The 14,963-nt window shown below is 68.4% G+C and carries 12 protein-coding genes; 10 read left to right on the forward strand and 2 right to left on the reverse strand.

Annotation, left to right across the window (positions count from 1 at the left end; translation table 11 throughout):
* Positions 1-92: 92 nt before the first annotated feature.
* Entirely contained in the window at positions 93-1,391 is a 1,299-nt protein-coding gene (locus ABZ717_RS04955) for a phosphoribosyltransferase family protein (RefSeq protein ID WP_358505735.1), read from the forward strand.
* Between the two features lie 191 nt (positions 1,392-1,582).
* Here ABZ717_RS04955 and ABZ717_RS04960 read toward each other — a convergent pair whose 3' ends face one another.
* Positions 1,583-1,882: a WhiB family transcriptional regulator gene (locus tag ABZ717_RS04960; protein WP_017588640.1), complete on the reverse strand. Its 300-nt coding sequence runs from the start codon at positions 1,880-1,882 to the stop codon at positions 1,583-1,585.
* A 715-nt stretch (positions 1,883-2,597) separates the two neighbouring features.
* On the opposite strand from ABZ717_RS04960, the gene ABZ717_RS04965 reads away from it, so the two are divergent.
* The 7 genes from ABZ717_RS04965 (at position 2,598) to ABZ717_RS04995 (ending at position 11,551) form a co-directional block, all read left to right on the forward strand.
* Positions 2,598-3,005 (forward strand): YccF domain-containing protein, encoded by a 408-nt coding sequence (locus tag ABZ717_RS04965; RefSeq protein WP_358505738.1) that lies wholly within the window; start codon positions 2,598-2,600, stop codon positions 3,003-3,005.
* Positions 3,006-3,178: 173 nt separating this feature from the next.
* Positions 3,179-4,546, forward strand: a complete 1,368-nt coding sequence (locus ABZ717_RS04970; protein ID WP_358505741.1) for an AI-2E family transporter — start codon at positions 3,179-3,181, stop codon at positions 4,544-4,546.
* Between the two features lie 280 nt (positions 4,547-4,826).
* Positions 4,827-6,425 (forward strand): ABC-F family ATP-binding cassette domain-containing protein, encoded by a 1,599-nt coding sequence (locus ABZ717_RS04975; protein ID WP_358505744.1) that lies wholly within the window; start codon positions 4,827-4,829, stop codon positions 6,423-6,425.
* Positions 6,426-6,638: 213 nt separating this feature from the next.
* Positions 6,639-6,845, forward strand: coding sequence for a helix-turn-helix domain-containing protein (locus tag ABZ717_RS04980; protein ID WP_067599734.1), 207 nt, complete (start codon positions 6,639-6,641; stop codon positions 6,843-6,845).
* Between the two features lie 71 nt (positions 6,846-6,916).
* A complete protein-coding gene (locus tag ABZ717_RS04985) occupies positions 6,917-7,759 on the forward strand; it encodes an enoyl-CoA hydratase/isomerase family protein (RefSeq protein WP_358505748.1) in 843 nt (280 codons plus the stop codon).
* A 360-nt stretch (positions 7,760-8,119) separates the two neighbouring features.
* Positions 8,120-9,781: a DEAD/DEAH box helicase gene (locus ABZ717_RS04990; RefSeq protein WP_358505751.1), complete on the forward strand. Its 1,662-nt coding sequence runs from the start codon at positions 8,120-8,122 to the stop codon at positions 9,779-9,781.
* Between the two features lie 195 nt (positions 9,782-9,976).
* A complete protein-coding gene (locus ABZ717_RS04995) occupies positions 9,977-11,551 on the forward strand; it encodes an alanine/glycine:cation symporter family protein (RefSeq protein WP_358505754.1) in 1,575 nt (524 codons plus the stop codon).
* Here the strand turns inward: ABZ717_RS04995 and ABZ717_RS05000 are convergent, their stop codons facing one another.
* Positions 11,552-12,910 (reverse strand): MFS transporter, encoded by a 1,359-nt coding sequence (locus ABZ717_RS05000; RefSeq protein ID WP_358505757.1) that lies wholly within the window; start codon positions 12,908-12,910, stop codon positions 11,552-11,554.
* A 184-nt stretch (positions 12,911-13,094) separates the two neighbouring features.
* Between ABZ717_RS05000 and ABZ717_RS05005 the strand changes: the two genes are divergently transcribed.
* Both ABZ717_RS05005 and ABZ717_RS05010 read left to right on the forward strand, forming a co-directional pair.
* Positions 13,095-14,165, forward strand: coding sequence for a permease (locus ABZ717_RS05005; protein ID WP_358505760.1), 1,071 nt, complete (start codon positions 13,095-13,097; stop codon positions 14,163-14,165).
* A complete protein-coding gene (locus tag ABZ717_RS05010) occupies positions 14,162-14,950 on the forward strand; it encodes a TIGR03943 family protein (RefSeq protein WP_358505763.1) in 789 nt (262 codons plus the stop codon). Before ABZ717_RS05005 ends, ABZ717_RS05010 begins: the two co-directional genes overlap by 4 nt.
* The last annotated feature ends 13 nt before the right edge of the window (positions 14,951-14,963 follow it).

Raw genomic sequence — 14,963 nt, forward strand, 5'->3', positions numbered from 1 at the left:
GGGGTATGCCGGTAGCACTTTGCGAGCGGCGTGATCCACGGACAGCCGGAAGGAGGGGTGTCGGGTCCCATGGCCCCGGCACAGGCGACGACATGAACCCGGTACCCGTATCCCTGCCCTTCACCGACCGGACCGAGGCGGGCCGACGCCTCACCGATCGCGTGCGCCCCTACGCGGTCGAAGACCCGATCGTGCTGGCCCTGCCACGCGGTGGCGTGCCGGTGGGAGCCGAACTCGCGCGCGGTCTCGGCGCGGACTTCGACGTCCTCATGGTGCGCAAGATCGGCCTGCCCGGTCGGCCCGAGACCGGGGTCGGCGCCATCACCGAGGACGGTCACGTCCTCTACGACGACCTCGCCCTGGCACGGATGCGCGTTCCCCGCCAGGCGCTCTCCGACACCGTCACCTCCGAACGCGAGGAGCTCGACCGCCGGCGACGTATCTACCGGGGCGAGCGGTCCCTACCCCGGATCACCGGCCGCGACTGCGTGGTGGTCGATGATGGGGTGGCCACCGGTGGCACCGCCCGTGCCGCGCTGAGGATGGTGCGCCAGGCGGGCCCCTCCAGCCTGGTCCTGGCGGTCCCGGTGGCCTCGCCCGAGGCGCTGGAGACCCTCAAGGGGGAGGCCGACGCGGTGGTGGTGATCGGCGCACCGGACAACTTCCGCGCCGTGGGGGAGTGGTACCGGGACTTCGACCAGCTCTCGGACGACCACGTCACCACGATCCTGACCGAACTGGAACGCTCGCGCCCTCGGCCCGAGGTGGCCCGCGCGGTGCGCATCCGCGCCGGGCAAGTCTACCTCGACGGTGACCTGACCATGCCCACGGCCCTGCGCGGTGTGGTGGTGATGGCCTTCGGCCGTGGACGAGGGGACCCCGAACGACGAGCGATCGCGGCCTCGTTGCAGCGGGCCGGATACGCCACCCTGCTGTTGGATCTGATGACCGGTGACGACGGTGACGACGAGGGGGACACCGAGGTCCTGGGCGAGAGGTTGGGCGCGGCCGTCACCTGGTTGCGCCGGGCCACCGACGCGGCCAGCGAACCCCTGGGCGTCATGGGTTGGGGAGACGCGGCGCCCGCGGCCCTGGTGGCCGCGGCGGAGCTGCCGCAGGACGTGGCGTCGGTCGTGGCGCACGGTGGCCGTGTGGACTTGGCCGAACCGGCGTTGGGCAAGGTGCGCGCGCCCACGCTCGTGCTCTTGGAGAGCGAGGACTCGTTCGTACGTGAGCTGGGGGAGTGGTCGAGGGCCCACCTGGGAGGCTCCTCGGAGCTGGGCGTGGTCTCGGGGACCGACCGCCTCCTCGGCGGGACGCGGCAGTGGCGCGAGGTCGCGGTGCGCACCCTGGAGTGGTTCGACCGGCACCTGTTCCGCCGCGCCGAGTAGGGCGGGGCGGCCGGGCCGAAGAGATTACAGGGGCTCGCTCGAAGGTGCCTTCCGAGTAAGACGTTCGAGTCCGTTCCGTGACCCGGACAGTGGAAAACCCGCGGCGCCCTCGACATGAACGTCGGGGCGCCGCGGGTCATCGGGGCCGGGGCCTTCCGGAAAGAGTTCCGCGTGGGGAATGAAACGCGGACTTAGGCGGCGTTGGCGCGTCGCATACGACGACGGCGCTCAGAGGCGCGCTCGTCCTCGTTCAGACCACCCCAGGTGCCGTACTTCTCCGGACGCGAGATCGCATAGTCCAGGCAGTCGGTCCGAACCGGGCAGGCCGCACAGATCTCCTTGGCCTTGCGCTCACGAATCTCCCGCTCCGGCTGGCGCTCGCCATCCGGGCCGAAGAAGAGCACAAGGTCCTCGCCCCGGCACGCGGCGGCATCCTGCCACCCCCAGCTCGGGCGGGGGCGCAGCGCGGCCTGCCGACGTACCTGAGACATGCTTGAACCACCTCTACTGAAATCACTAGTAAGCTGTCTTAAAAAGCTTCAGTCACCAACAAGTCGGTCACGCGGCGCGAGGCACCCCGCACGACGCAAACGTCGTGCGGTGCAGGTGTTGTTCCCCGGTGTGGCTGAGACCACGAGAAGCACCATCACAGCAGGCGATGCCTGTCGATGAAGGGGTGCTCTCACGCGAACGGCCGCGGAGGCGGTGACAGCCTCCGTCCGAGCCGGTACGTAATCATGCCATCCCCACTCCCGATCGTGCACGGGGGGTGGGGAAATTACTCGTTCAACTGTTACCGAAACCTGATGTCTGACATCAGCTCTGTGGGTATTTGTCCGAGTTTGTCGCAGATCACATGTACGACCGTCTTGCGAAGGACAAGGGACATCGTATGGCGCTATGTCGCCCCTGCCTAGGGGGTCCCCCTGATGCGCCCATCACATTCTGGTCGCTGTAGATCTGCGAGATTGGGTGGGACCGTATGTCATCACCCTCCGCGAGGAGCGACCGAGTGCTCGCCGGCACCCGACGAGGCCCGGTGTGGCGCTCGTGTCCCGCGGCGTCCCCTAAGGGTAGGTCCAGGGATCCAAGGTGGAACAGGGCATGGTGTCCGAGCGTCCCAGACGATAGAAAACAGGATGCGTTCGATCGAATACCCGACGAACGGCACCCACGCCCAGGACAGACTCAAGGAGACGAATCACCGTGGCCCTCTTGCGGCTCATTCTCAACATCATCTGGATCTTCGTCGCCGGGTTCTGGCTGGCGCTCGGTTACGTGTTCGCCGGCGTCATCTGCTGCATCCTCATCGTCACCATCCCGTTCGGGGTCGCGTCCTTCCGTATGGCCAAGTACGCCATTTGGCCGTTCGGCCGTGACCTCGTGCGCCGTCAGGGCGCCGGCGGTGGTTCCACCCTCCTGAACGTCATCTGGCTGATCGTCGCGGGATGGTGGCTGACCATCGGCCACATCGTCACCGCCGCCGGTCTGGCCGTGACCATCATCGGAATCCCCATGGCGTGGGCCTCCATCAAGATGATCCCCGTGGCCCTGGCCCCCTTCGGCAACGAGATCGTCGAGAGCGGGCACGCCCGGGAACCCTGGCAGTTCTGACGGAGTTGTGTCCTTCACAGGGTCGGGGAGAACCCGGACCCTGTACCGTGCATCAACCCCACTGCGACACCCACGCACCATCCGCCTTCCATCCCCCGAACGAGACGAAACGGCATACGGGTGGTCGCCGTCGATGAGCGACCTCGGTGTCACCACCGGAGAATGGAGTCCATGTGCAAGCCCAGCGGCCGGGAGTTTGGGCGCTCCTGAACAAGTGGCTCGTGTCCCGCAGAGCCCGCGCCGAACGCCTCGCCCACCTGGAGGCGCAGGAAGAGGCCCGGGCCGAGGTCGAGGCCAAGGTGGAACAGGAGAAGCGGGTCGCGGCCGAGCAGGATGACGTCGGTGCCGGCGACCTGTTGCGAATGGTCAGTGACGTCGCCTGGCGGATCCTGCTCATCGGCGTCGTGGTGGGCCTGTTCGTCTACGCGGTCATCCACCTGTCGGTGATCACCCTGCCGGTGGTGCTCGCCGTCTTCATCACCGCCCTGCTCATGCCGATGACCAACTGGCTGCGGAGCAAGGGACTGGGGCGGGGATCCTCGACCGCGCTGTCCGTCCTCTCGGCACTGGTCGTGCTCAGCGGCGTGGTCACCATGATCGTCTCTCCCGCGATCCAGGGCTTCGACGGGCTGGTCGCCAGTGTCAGCAGCGCCTTCGTCGAGCTCCAGAAGGTGGAGATCCCCTTCGTCGACCAGGCGTTGTTCACGGAGATGCTGAACAACGCCTGGGCGCAGGTCCAGGGGATGATCACCGACAACACCGACCAGTTGCTCAGTGGCGCCTGGACCGCCGGCACGGCCGTGGTGCAGCTCCTGCTCGGCCTGGTCCTGATCATCGCCATGACCGTGTACTTCGTGCACTCCGGCGACAAGCTCATGGACTGGGTCGTCACCCTGCTGCCGCCCAAGTCCCGCCCCGGCCTGCGCCACGCCAGTGGCGTCGCCTACGGGGTGATGGGCCGCTATGTGCGGGGTGTGGCGATGGTCGGTGTCATCGACGCCGTCGGCATCGGCATCTTCCTGTTCATCTTCCTGGACGTGAACCTGGCCATCCCGCTGATCGTGCTGACGTTCATCGGCGCGTTCCTGCCGGTCATCGGCGCCTTCCTCACCGGTCTACTGGCGGCCATGGTCGCCCTGGTCGCCGAAGGCCCGGTCATCGCGCTGATCATCGTGATCGCGGTCGTCGTGGTCCAACAGGCCGAGAGCAGCTTCTTCGCTCCCCGGATCTACGGACAGGCCCTGGAGCTGCCCTCGCCGGTCGTGCTGATCGCGATCACCGCGGGTGGCATCCTCGGCGGCATCCCCGGCATGTTCCTGGCGACCCCGATCGCCGCCGTCCTGGCGGCGCTGCTGCGCAACCGTCCTCCGGTCAGCACCGAGAACAACTCGGGTGGGCAAGAGGAGTCCGGCCCGGTGACCGCGGACAAGGACAAAGCGGTCGTGGTGGTGGCCCAGGGCCAGGAGACGACCGAACCGGTCAAAGGGACCAAGGACAAGACCGTCAAGGACAGGGCGGACAAGGACAGGGAACAGGGATGACGACCTGATGTGAGCCCGCGCCCGCGGCGCGGGGAATGGCCACGCCCCCGAACCCGTTGTGAGGGTCGGGGGCGTGGCCGTGCACGCTCCGGCCCCCGTGCTCCGGGGGCTCCGGGAAAAACCCTTCACCGACCCCCTCACCCGTGCCGTTAGGCTGGGTCGGTCCGCCGGGGCGCTCCCGCCCACCCGACCCCACCCGCCGGCCCCACGAACAAGGGCTTGGCCGCGCGCGGTCCAGGGCAGCCACCGACCGTCACACCACCTTGAGGAAGCTCCACCCATGCTGATCGCCACCGACCTCGAAATGCGCGTCGGAGCCCGCCTCCTTCTGGAGCCGACGACCTTCCAGGTCGCCGCGGGCGACCGGATCGGTCTGGTCGGCCGCAACGGTGCGGGCAAGACCACCATGACCAAGGTCCTGGCGGGTGAGGGGCTGCCCACCGGTGGGACGGTCACCTCGTCCGGCACCATCGGTTACCTGCCCCAGGATCCCCGTACCGGAGACCTGGACGTCATCGCCAAGGACCGTGTGCTGTCCGCCCGCGGGATCGACGAGGCGCTGCACGGGCTGCGCGAGGCCGAGAAGAAGATGGCCAGCGACCACGAGAAGACCCGCAACAAGGGCGTGCGCCAGTACGCGAGGTGGGAGGAACGCCTCCACGTGCTGGGCGGGTACGCCGCGGACTCCGAGGCCTCGGCTATCGCCTCCAGTCTGGGCCTGCCGGACAAGGTCCTCGGCCAGCCGCTGCACACCCTCTCCGGTGGCCAGCGACGCCGCATCGAACTGGCCCGCATCCTGTTCAGCGGTGCCGACACGCTGCTGCTGGACGAGCCCACCAACCATCTGGACGCCGACTCCATCGTCTGGTTGCGCGACTTCCTCAAGTCTCACCGGGGCGGGCTCATCGTGATCAGTCACGATGTCGAACTGGTCGAGCACGTGGTCAACAAGGTCTTCTACCTGGACGCCAACCGCAGCGTCATGGACATCTACAACATGGGCTGGAAGCAGTACCAGGTCCAGCGCGAGGACGACGAGCGTCGACGCCGCAGCGAGTTGGCCAACGCGGAGAAGAAGGCCGACACCCTGCGCAAGCAGGCCGAGCGTTTCCGCTACAAGGCCACCAAGGCCCGCGCGGCCCAGCAGATGCTCAACCGCGCCGACAAGATCGTGGACGGGGTGCAGGGGGTTCGCAAGGCCGACAAGGTCGCCAAGCTGCGTTTCCCGGACCCGGCCCCCTGCGGTCGCACCCCGCTCATGGCCGAGGGACTGTCCAAGTCCTACGGTTCGCTGGAGATCTTCACCGGGGTGGACCTGGCCATCGACAAGGGCAGCCGGGTGGTCATCCTGGGGCTCAACGGAGCGGGCAAGACGACCCTGCTGCGCCTTTTGGGCGGGGTCGAGGAGGCCGACACCGGTCGGGTCGTTCCGGGCCACGGTCTCAAACTCGGGTACTACGCCCAGGAACACGAGACCCTGGACGTGGGCCGCAGCGTTCTGGAGAACATGATGAGCGCCGCCCCGGACCTGCCCGAGGTGGAGGCGCGCAAGACCCTGGGATCGTTCCTGTTCACCGGCGACGACGTCGAGAAGCCCGCCGGTGTGCTCTCCGGTGGTGAGAAGACCCGGTTGGCCCTGGCCACACTGGTGGTCTCCAGCGCCAACGTGCTGCTGCTCGACGAGCCCACGAACAACCTGGACCCGGCCAGCCGCGAGGAGATCCTCTCGGCGCTGCGCAACTACAAGGGCGCGATCGTCCTGGTGACACACGACGAGGGCGCCGTCTCCGCCCTTCAACCCGAGCGGGTCATCATGCTCCCGGACGGGGTCGAGGACATGTGGAACGCCGACTTCGAGGACCTCATCGCCCTGGCCTGAGTCGGCCCGTGGGAACACGGTGAGGGAAGGGGTGGACGCCCAGAAGGCTGGGAGGTTCACCCCTCCTCTTTTTCGGACAGGGTTTGTGTGTCTCCGAAACCCCGGTCACTCGGTGTGTCCACCGTCGGTTGTGGCGGTCCGGGACGCCCATGCCTGATCATGGCTGTGGTTCCGGCACCCACGGTGCCGGAGTGTCTTGAACGGGAGAGAACTGTGAGTGACGAGTTGAGGAAGGGCGCCCGGGTCTCGGGTGCAGGTCGCGCGGAGCTGGCCGCCGATCTCAAGCGCCGCTACGACGAGGGGGAGAGCATTCGTGGTCTGGCCGCGGCCACGGGCCGTTCCTACGGTTTCGTGCACCGTCTGTTGGGCGAGGCCGGCGTGGAGCTGCGCGGGCGTGGTGGGGCGACACGCAAGGCGTGACGGTCGGTGTCGTCGCCGGGGTTACCCGCGAGTAGGGTCGGGGGTGTCACACCGATCCGACGGAGGAACACATGTCCCAGGCCCAGCAGGAGACCGGCGCGCGGCAGGCGCCCACCGAGGAGGAGCTGACCCGCGCGGGACTGCGGCTGTCGGTGGAGGGCGCGGTCGCCCGCATCACCATCGCCCGCCCCGAGCGCCGCAACGCGATGACCGGTCGCACCTGGACGACCATGGCCCACATCGGCCAGACGCTCCCCGGGGATGTCCGAATCGTCGTCATCTCCGGGGAGGGCGACATCTTCTCCGCGGGCATCGACCTCAACATGTTCACCCCCGAAGGGGTGGACGGGGAGCGCTCGATCATCGACGGGCTGGCCGAGGGGACCACGGACGACGCCGAGCTGGACGCCTACATCGCCGAACTCCAGGAGGGCTTCCGCTGGTTGCGCCGTCCCGACCTGGTCACCATCGCCGCCGTGCGCGGACACGCGATCGGCGCCGGGTTCCAGCTGGCCCTCTCGTGTGACCTGCGCATCCTCGCCGACGACGCCAAGTTCTGTATGAAGGAACCCGCCCTGGGCTTGGTGCCGGACCTCACCGGCACCAAGCCCCTGGTGGACATCGTCGGCGTCCATCGCGCCGTCGAGATCTGCCTGACCGCCCGCAAGGTCGGTGCCGAGGAATCTCGCGAGATCGGTCTCGCGACCCTGGTCGTGGGCGTCGACGAACTCGACGGTGCCGTTGACGACGCCATCGCCGGGCTCCTCGCGGTCAACGCCGACGCCGCCGTCGCGACCAAGGCGCTCCTGTGGCAGGCCGCGGACAACACCCTGGAAGAACAGTGCGCCGCCGAGCGCAAGGCCCAGGCCGGTCGCCTCACGGCCATGGCCAAGGCCATGGCCGCCGGTTCCTGATCCCGGAGCACGGCCGATGGTGATCGGGGCGGGCGGGGAGACCGGTATCACCGGGGAAATGCCCCCGTCCCGTCCCCGCTCAGAGATGATCTCTAGTACGCTGCTGCAAGCGGTCGTTCAATGCCGCGCGCATAAGAGCGCGCCGGGCCGCCAAGACGCGGAGAGCGTGTCGACCCGGTCGACGTCACTCTTGACCCGAAGAGCACACGAACCCCACACGAGACGGGGTCGCTTCCGCGTGTGATCAGGCGCGTTTGTGTGATTTCTTCGCTGGGTCCGCTGTGACCGTGTGAAGCCTTCCTCGAAACGCCGCCAAACGATGAGGAAGGTACACGTCACTTGACGACGGACACTGCCGTAATGCCTGCCTTCGACAGCCTTGGCCTGCCCAAGGACATCGTCGAGGAGCTGGCCAAGAACGGTGTGACCACCCCGTTCCCGATCCAGGCCGCCACCATTCCCGACGCCATCGAGGGCCGCGACGTCCTCGGTTGTGGCCGCACCGGATCGGGCAAGACCCTGGCCTTCGGCCTGCCGGTCCTGATGCGCTGCTCCGAGCGCCGCGCCGCCGCCAACCGCCCCCGGGCCCTGATCCTGGTGCCCACCCGTGAGCTCGCCCACCAGGTGCGCGACTCCCTTCGCGGCTACGCCCGCGTCGTGGGCGTGCGCGTGGGCGACGTGGTCGGTGGCAGCTCCTACACCCGCCAGATCAACGAACTGCGCCGCGGCGTCGACGTCCTCGTCGCCACCCCCGGCCGCCTGACCGACCTGATCGAACAGGGCGCCTGCGACCTGGGCGACGTCGAGGTCTCGGTGCTGGACGAGGCTGACCAGATGTGCGACATGGGCTTCATGCCGCAGGTCAGCGAGCTCCTGGACCAGGTCAAGCCGGACGGGCAGACGCTGCTGTTCTCGGCCACCCTGGACGGTGACGTCGACAAGCTCGTGCGCCGGTACATGAGCGACCCGCGCACCCACTCGGTCGACCCGCCCGTCTCCCAGGTCACCACCATGGAGCACCACCTGCTCAAGGTGCTGCCCCGCGACAAGAACAAGATCGTCACCCAGATCGCCGCGCGCGATGGCCGCACCATCATGTTCGTGCGCAGCAAGTACCGCGCCGACACCATCAGCGAGCAGCTGATCGAGGCCGGCGTGCCCTGCGCCTCCCTGCACGGTGGCAAGACCCAGAGCGTGCGTACCCGCACCCTGGCCAAGTTCCGTGAGGGCAAGATCCAGGCCCTGGTCGCCACCGACGTCGCCGCTCGCGGTATCCACGTCGACGGCATCGACATGGTCGTCAACATCGACCTGCCCACCGGCCACAAGGACTACCTGCACCGCGGCGGCCGTACCGCCCGCGCCGGTTCCTCCGGCCTGGTGGTCTCCCTGGTGGCGCCCAACCAGCGTCGTATGGCCCGCCGCCTGCTCAGCGACGCCGGCGTCGAGGCCAAGCAGCACCTGGTCAACCCCGGAGACGAGTTGCTCTCCGAGGTGACCGGCGCCAAGGAGCCTTCCTGGGAGCCGTGGATCGAGCCGCCGGAGCCCGTTCGCGAGCGTCGCGGCCGTGGCGGCCCCCGTCGCGGTGGCGGCTACCGCGGTAACGGTGGTGGCTACCGAGGCGGTTACCGTGGTGACCGTTCCGAGGGTGGTTACCGTGGCGGCGGTCGTAACGACCGTGATGGCGGTTACCGCGGCGACCGTCCCGAGGGCGGCGGCTACCGTGGCGGCGGTCGTAACGACCGTGATGGCGGTTACCGCGGTGAGCGTTCCGAGGGTGGTTACCGTGGCGGTGGCCGTAACGACCGTGAGGGCGGCTACCGCGGAGACCGCCCCGAAGGCGGCGGTTACCGTGGTGACCGTCCCGAGGGTGGCGGCTACCGTGGCGGCGGCGAGCGTCGGGGCGGCTACGGCGGCGACCGTCGCGGTGGCGGTGGCCCCCGTGGCGGCTTCCGTGGCGACCGTCGCGGTGGCGGCGGCCCCCGCCGTGGTGAGCGCTTCGACTCCGCTCCCCAGCGTTAGGGACTGAACTGAGGAGGGGCCCGGACCGGCACACGCCGGCCCGGGCCCTTCGTCATGGTCCGGAACATGGGTGTTTACGGTCCTTTACCACCTCTTCGCGTGTCCCGGAGAAGCCGCGATCACCCGGAGGAGCACAGTGGGCGGGAAACCCCGAAGTCGCACTCGGGACCACCACGCCCACCTGAAGGGGAACGCGTGACCGTCCTCAACAACGCTCTCGTCGCCCTCAACGACGCCTTCTGGACCTTCTTCGTCATCCCGCTGCTGGTCATCCTGGCCGTCTACTTCACGGTGCGCTCGGGGTTCGTCCAGGTCCGGCTGCTACCCGAGATGTTCCGCGTCATACGCAGCAGCCCCGGGACCGCTCCGGACGGCGGTAGGGAGATCTCCTCCTTCCAGGCCTTCGCGCTCTCCGCGGCCTCCCGCGTGGGTACCGGCAACATCGTCGGCGTCACCCTGGCGATCATGCTGGGCGGGCCCGGAGCCGTGTTCTGGATGTGGCTGATGGCCGGCGTCCTCGGCGCCGCCTCCTTCGTGGAGTCCACCCTCGCCCAGCTGTACAAGGTGCGTACCGGAACCGGATTCCGTGGTGGCCCCGCCTACTACATGCTTCACGGGTTGAACCGACGGTGGATGGGCGCGCTCTTCGCCGTCATCATCACCGTGACGTTCAGCCTCGTCTTCAACTCCGTGCAGTCCAACAGCATCTCCGGGGCGATCGGCACCTCGGTGGGCGCCCTCGGCGGGGGCGGAGGGTGGATCCTGAACGTGGCCGTGGGTCTGGTCCTGGTCGCCATCACCGCCGCGGTCATCTTCGGTGGTGTGCGCCGGATCGCCACCGTCGCCCAGGCCCTCGTCCCGCTGATGGCGATCCTCTACATCCTGCTCGGCGTCGCCGTGGTGATCATCAACATCCAGGCCGTCCCGGACGTCTTCGGCGCCATCTTCGGCCACGCCTTCGGCCTGCGCGAGGTCGCTGCGGGTGGCGTGGGCACCGCCATCCTGTGGGGGATGCGGCGGGGAATGTTCTCCAACGAGGCGGGTCTGGGGTCGGCGCCCAACGCCGGTGCGGCCGCGTCGGTGTCCCATCCGGCCAAGCAGGGCCTGGTCCAGACCCTGGGCGTGTACTTCGACACCTGGTTGATCTGCTCGGTGACCGCGTTCATCGTGCTGCTGTACGGGACCGAGTTCAACCCCGACATCCCGCCCATCGAGGTGGCCCAGACCGCTCTGGAGAGTTCGCTGGGCGGCTGGTCCGTCCACGCGCTCACCATCATCATGTTCCTGCTGGCGTGGACGTCGGTCCTGGGCAACTACTACTACGGCGAGTCCAACCTGCAGTTCCTGGACGCCGAACCCAACCACATGACCTACTTCCGTTCGGCGGTCCTGGTCGCGATCTTCCTCGGTTCCGTCGCCCCGCTGACCGTCATCTGGACCCTCGCCGACATCTCCATGGGTGTCATGGCCACGGTCAACCTGTTGGCCATCGCCCCGTTGTCCACCGTCGCCTTCCGGCTGCTCGCCGACTACAGCCGACAGCTGCGATACGGCCTGGACCCACAGTTCTCCCTGGCCAAGATGCCGGACCTGCAGAACGTCACCGCGTGGGGTCCGGTGTCGGGGGAGTCGGTGGACCGGCGCGAGCCCGGCGAGGAGGGCGACGAACGGGCGGCCGGAGACCAGGGATCCGAGGGCGGCGACGGGCCCCCCGAGGAAGACGAGGACCCCGGCCGTGAGGACGACCGGGGCCCGGAGACGAAGGACTGATCATGCGCCGGGGGCGGGTTCACCGCCCTTGGGCACGGCGGCCAGGTCGGTGCCCCGGGTCTCCCTGGACCACACCACCGCCACCACGGTGACGACACCGACCGCCGCCACGTACACCGAGATCGGCAGGCTGGAACCGAAGGTCGCCAGCAGCGCCGTCGCGATCAGTGGGGCCAGACCACCGGCCACGATCGACGCCAACTGGTAGCCGATGGAGGCACCCGAGTACCGCACCCGGGTGCTGAACAACTCCGAGAAGAACGCCGCCTGCGGACCGTACATCGCGCCGTGCAGGATCAACCCGACGGTCGCGGCCAGGGTCACGGAGCCGAACGTGCCCTGGTCGATGAGCGGGAAGAAGGCGAACGACCACAGGGAGACCCCCACCGCCCCGACCGCGATGACCGGCCGCCGTCCCACCACGTCGGACAGCGCGCCCCACGCCGGGATGGTCACCAGGTGCACCGCGGAGGCGATCAGCACCGCGTTCAGCACGGCCTCGTTGGACAGGCCCGCCTGCTGGGTGGCGTAGACGAGGATGAACGCCGTGACCACGTAGTAGGAGACGTTCTCGGCCAGCCGCACGCCCATGGCCACGAGGGTCTCGCGCCAGTGATGGCGCAGCACGTCGAGAATCGGGGCGCGCTCGGTGCCCTTGGACTCGCCCACCTTGCGCGAGGCGTCCTTGAACACCTCCGACTCGGTGACCGCGAGCCGGATCCACAGACCGATGAACACCAGGATCCCGGACAGCAGGAACGGGATGCGCCAACCCCAGTCGAGGAAGGTCTCGTCGGCCATCACCACGGCCAGCACCGCGAGGACGGCGGTGGCCAACAGATTGCCGCAGGGCACCCCGGCCTGGGGCCAGGACGCCCAGAAACCGCGGTTGCGCGGCTTACCGTGTTCGGCGACGAGCAGGACCGCGCCACCCCACTCACCGCCCAGGGCGAACCCCTGGATGACGCGTAGCAGGGTGAGCAGCAGGGGAGCGCCCACCCCGATCGCCGCGTAGGTGGGCAACAATCCGATCGCGAAGGTGGCGCCGCCCATCATCAACAGACTCAGCACCAGGAGCTGTTTGCGACCGATCCGGTCGCCGTAGTGTCCGAAGACCACACCGCCCAGGGGCCGGGCCACGAACCCGACGGCGTAGGTGCTGAAGGCCAGCATGGTGCCGACCAGGGGATCGGAGTCGGGGAAGAAGACCACGTTGAAGACCAACGCGGCGGCGGCCCCGTACAGGAAGAAGTCGTACCACTCGATCGTGGTGCCGATGAGGCTGGCGGTGACGACCTTGTGGAAGGGGGTTTTCGGAGCACTTCCGTCCGCGGGGGACGGCGTCGTTCTCGGTTCCATGGGCGCCAACGATAGAGACCTGGATCACATTCTGACCATGGGGGTGGAACCCATACGTGCGTTCTCGCTCATGTGGTCTTCGCCCGGGAACGTCCATCCACAGGTTCGCCGTTGCTCGCGCGAACGAAAACGGTTTTCGGTTACCATTCGGGTAGTTCCCAACCGAACCTCACGGAGTACACCCGTGTCCGAACGGACCACACACGACTCCGCCCCGTCCTCCTCTCTCGGCGACTCCCTCGCCGGCGGCTGGGACGACCGCGGAGACGAACTGCCCCCCGCCGACTGGGGAAGGCGGCCCGGAGCACGCAGGACCGGCACGGTCTGGCTCTTCGCCCTGATCATCACCGCGATGGCCTTCGGCCACGCGTGGCTCTCCGACGACCTGACCGGCCAGGCCTTCCTGGCCTGGGCCACCATCTTCACGGCCATCAGCTTCCAGGCCATGCCCTTCCTGGTCTTCGGAGTGGCCCTGTCCGCCGCCCTTGTCGCCTTCGTGCCGACCTCGGTCTACCGGCGGTTCATCCCGAGCAAGGCGGGCCACGCCGTCCCCGTGGCGGGTGTCTCAGGCGCCTTGCTGCCAGGGTGCGAGTGCGCGTCCGTGCCCATCGCCGGCAGCCTGATCAAACGGGGGGTGGCGCCTGCGGCGGCGTTGACCTTCCTGCTCGCGGCGCCCTCCATCAACCCGATCGTCATGATCGCCACCGCGGTGGCCTTCGCCGGACAGCCGGAGATGGTACTCGCCCGCTTCACGGCTTCCCTGCTGGCGTCGGTGGTCATCGGTTGGATCTGGGTGAGGTTCGGTCGTACCGATTGGCTGCGTCTTCCCGCGCAGTCCCATGACCCGGGTGCTTCCAAGTGGCGGGTCTTTCGCGAGTCGATGCTGCACGACATCATGCACGCCGGCGGATACCTGGTGGTGGGCGCCCTCGCGGCCGCCACGCTCAACGTGATGGTGCCTCGCGAATGGCTGCTGACGGTGGCCGAGGCACCCATCGTCTCGGTGCTGGTGCTCGCCGCGCTGGCCATCCTGTTGTCCATCTGTTCGGAGGCCGACGCCTTCGTCGCGGTCAGCCTCACCGACTTCTCGCCCACCGCCAAGCTCGCGTTCATGGTCATCGGCCCCATCGTCGACCTGAAGCTCATCGCGATGCAGGCGGGAGTGTTCGGCTGGCGCTTCGTCGCCCGCTTCGCCCCCCTGTGCCTGGTGGTCGGTCTCCTCAGTACGTTCCTGATCGGAGCCTTGATCCTGTGAACCGCATCGCGCAGGGACTCACCCTCGTCCTGCTCGGCGCCGCCGCGCTGACCAGCACCGTGCCCACCGACCTGTACCTGAACTGGGTCAAGGCGGGCTTCGGGCCCTTCCTGATCGCCGCCGGGATCGTCATGGTCGGGCTCGGCGTCCTGGTCATCGTGGCCGAGGTCCGCGGGGAGAGGGACGACTCGGACGAAGAGGAGACCACCCCCGCCACGGCCGAGGCGAACACGTCGGGACAGGGCGACGATCACGGCCACGACCACTCTCGCGCCCCCTGGGTGGCCTGGCTGCTCCTGCTCCCGGTGCTGGCGGTATTCGTGGTCGCCCCGCCGGCCCTGGGTTCGTACACGGTGGAGAGCACGAGTGGTTCGGCGGGTCCACCACCCCGGGATGAGGGTGGGAACTCCAAGTTCAACGACGCCCTCTCCGAGGCGGCGCCGGGGGAGACGGTCCGACTCGATATCCAGGCGTTCGTGATGCGGGCCTGGATCGACGAGGAACGCGAGATGGCCGACCGCGAGATCGAACTGACCGGGTTCGCCGTTCCCAACGAAGAGGGCGAGGGCTGGTACCTGGCCCGACTCCAAATGGCCTGCTGCGCGGCGGACGCCGTGGTCAACAAGGTCCTCATCACCGATCGGCCGGCGCCCGAGGCGGACAGCTGGTGGACGGTCCAGGGCACCTGGGTGGAGCCCGAGGGAGACCTGTACGACGTCTCCGAGCACGAGTTCGCCACCGAGGGGATGGAAGAGGTCACCAACCCGCCCGATCCCTACGAGTAGGGGCCGGGACTCT

The organism is Nocardiopsis sp. NPDC006832 (assembly GCF_040635885.1).
Lineage (GTDB): Bacteria > Actinomycetota > Actinomycetes > Streptosporangiales > Streptosporangiaceae > Nocardiopsis.

Coding starts and splice junctions, on each gene's coding strand:
- ABZ717_RS04990 (WP_358505751.1), top strand. CDS start 8,120: ATGCCTGCCTTCGACAGCCTTGGCCTGCCCAAGGACATCGTCGAGGAG.
- ABZ717_RS04955 (WP_358505735.1), top strand. CDS start 93: ATGAACCCGGTACCCGTATCCCTGCCCTTCACCGACCGGACCGAGGCG.
- ABZ717_RS04975 (WP_358505744.1), top strand. CDS start 4,827: ATGCTGATCGCCACCGACCTCGAAATGCGCGTCGGAGCCCGCCTCCTT.
- ABZ717_RS04960 (WP_017588640.1), bottom strand. CDS start 1,882: ATGTCTCAGGTACGTCGGCAGGCCGCGCTGCGCCCCCGCCCGAGCTGG.
- ABZ717_RS04985 (WP_358505748.1), top strand. CDS start 6,917: ATGTCCCAGGCCCAGCAGGAGACCGGCGCGCGGCAGGCGCCCACCGAG.
- ABZ717_RS05000 (WP_358505757.1), bottom strand. CDS start 12,910: ATGGAACCGAGAACGACGCCGTCCCCCGCGGACGGAAGTGCTCCGAAA.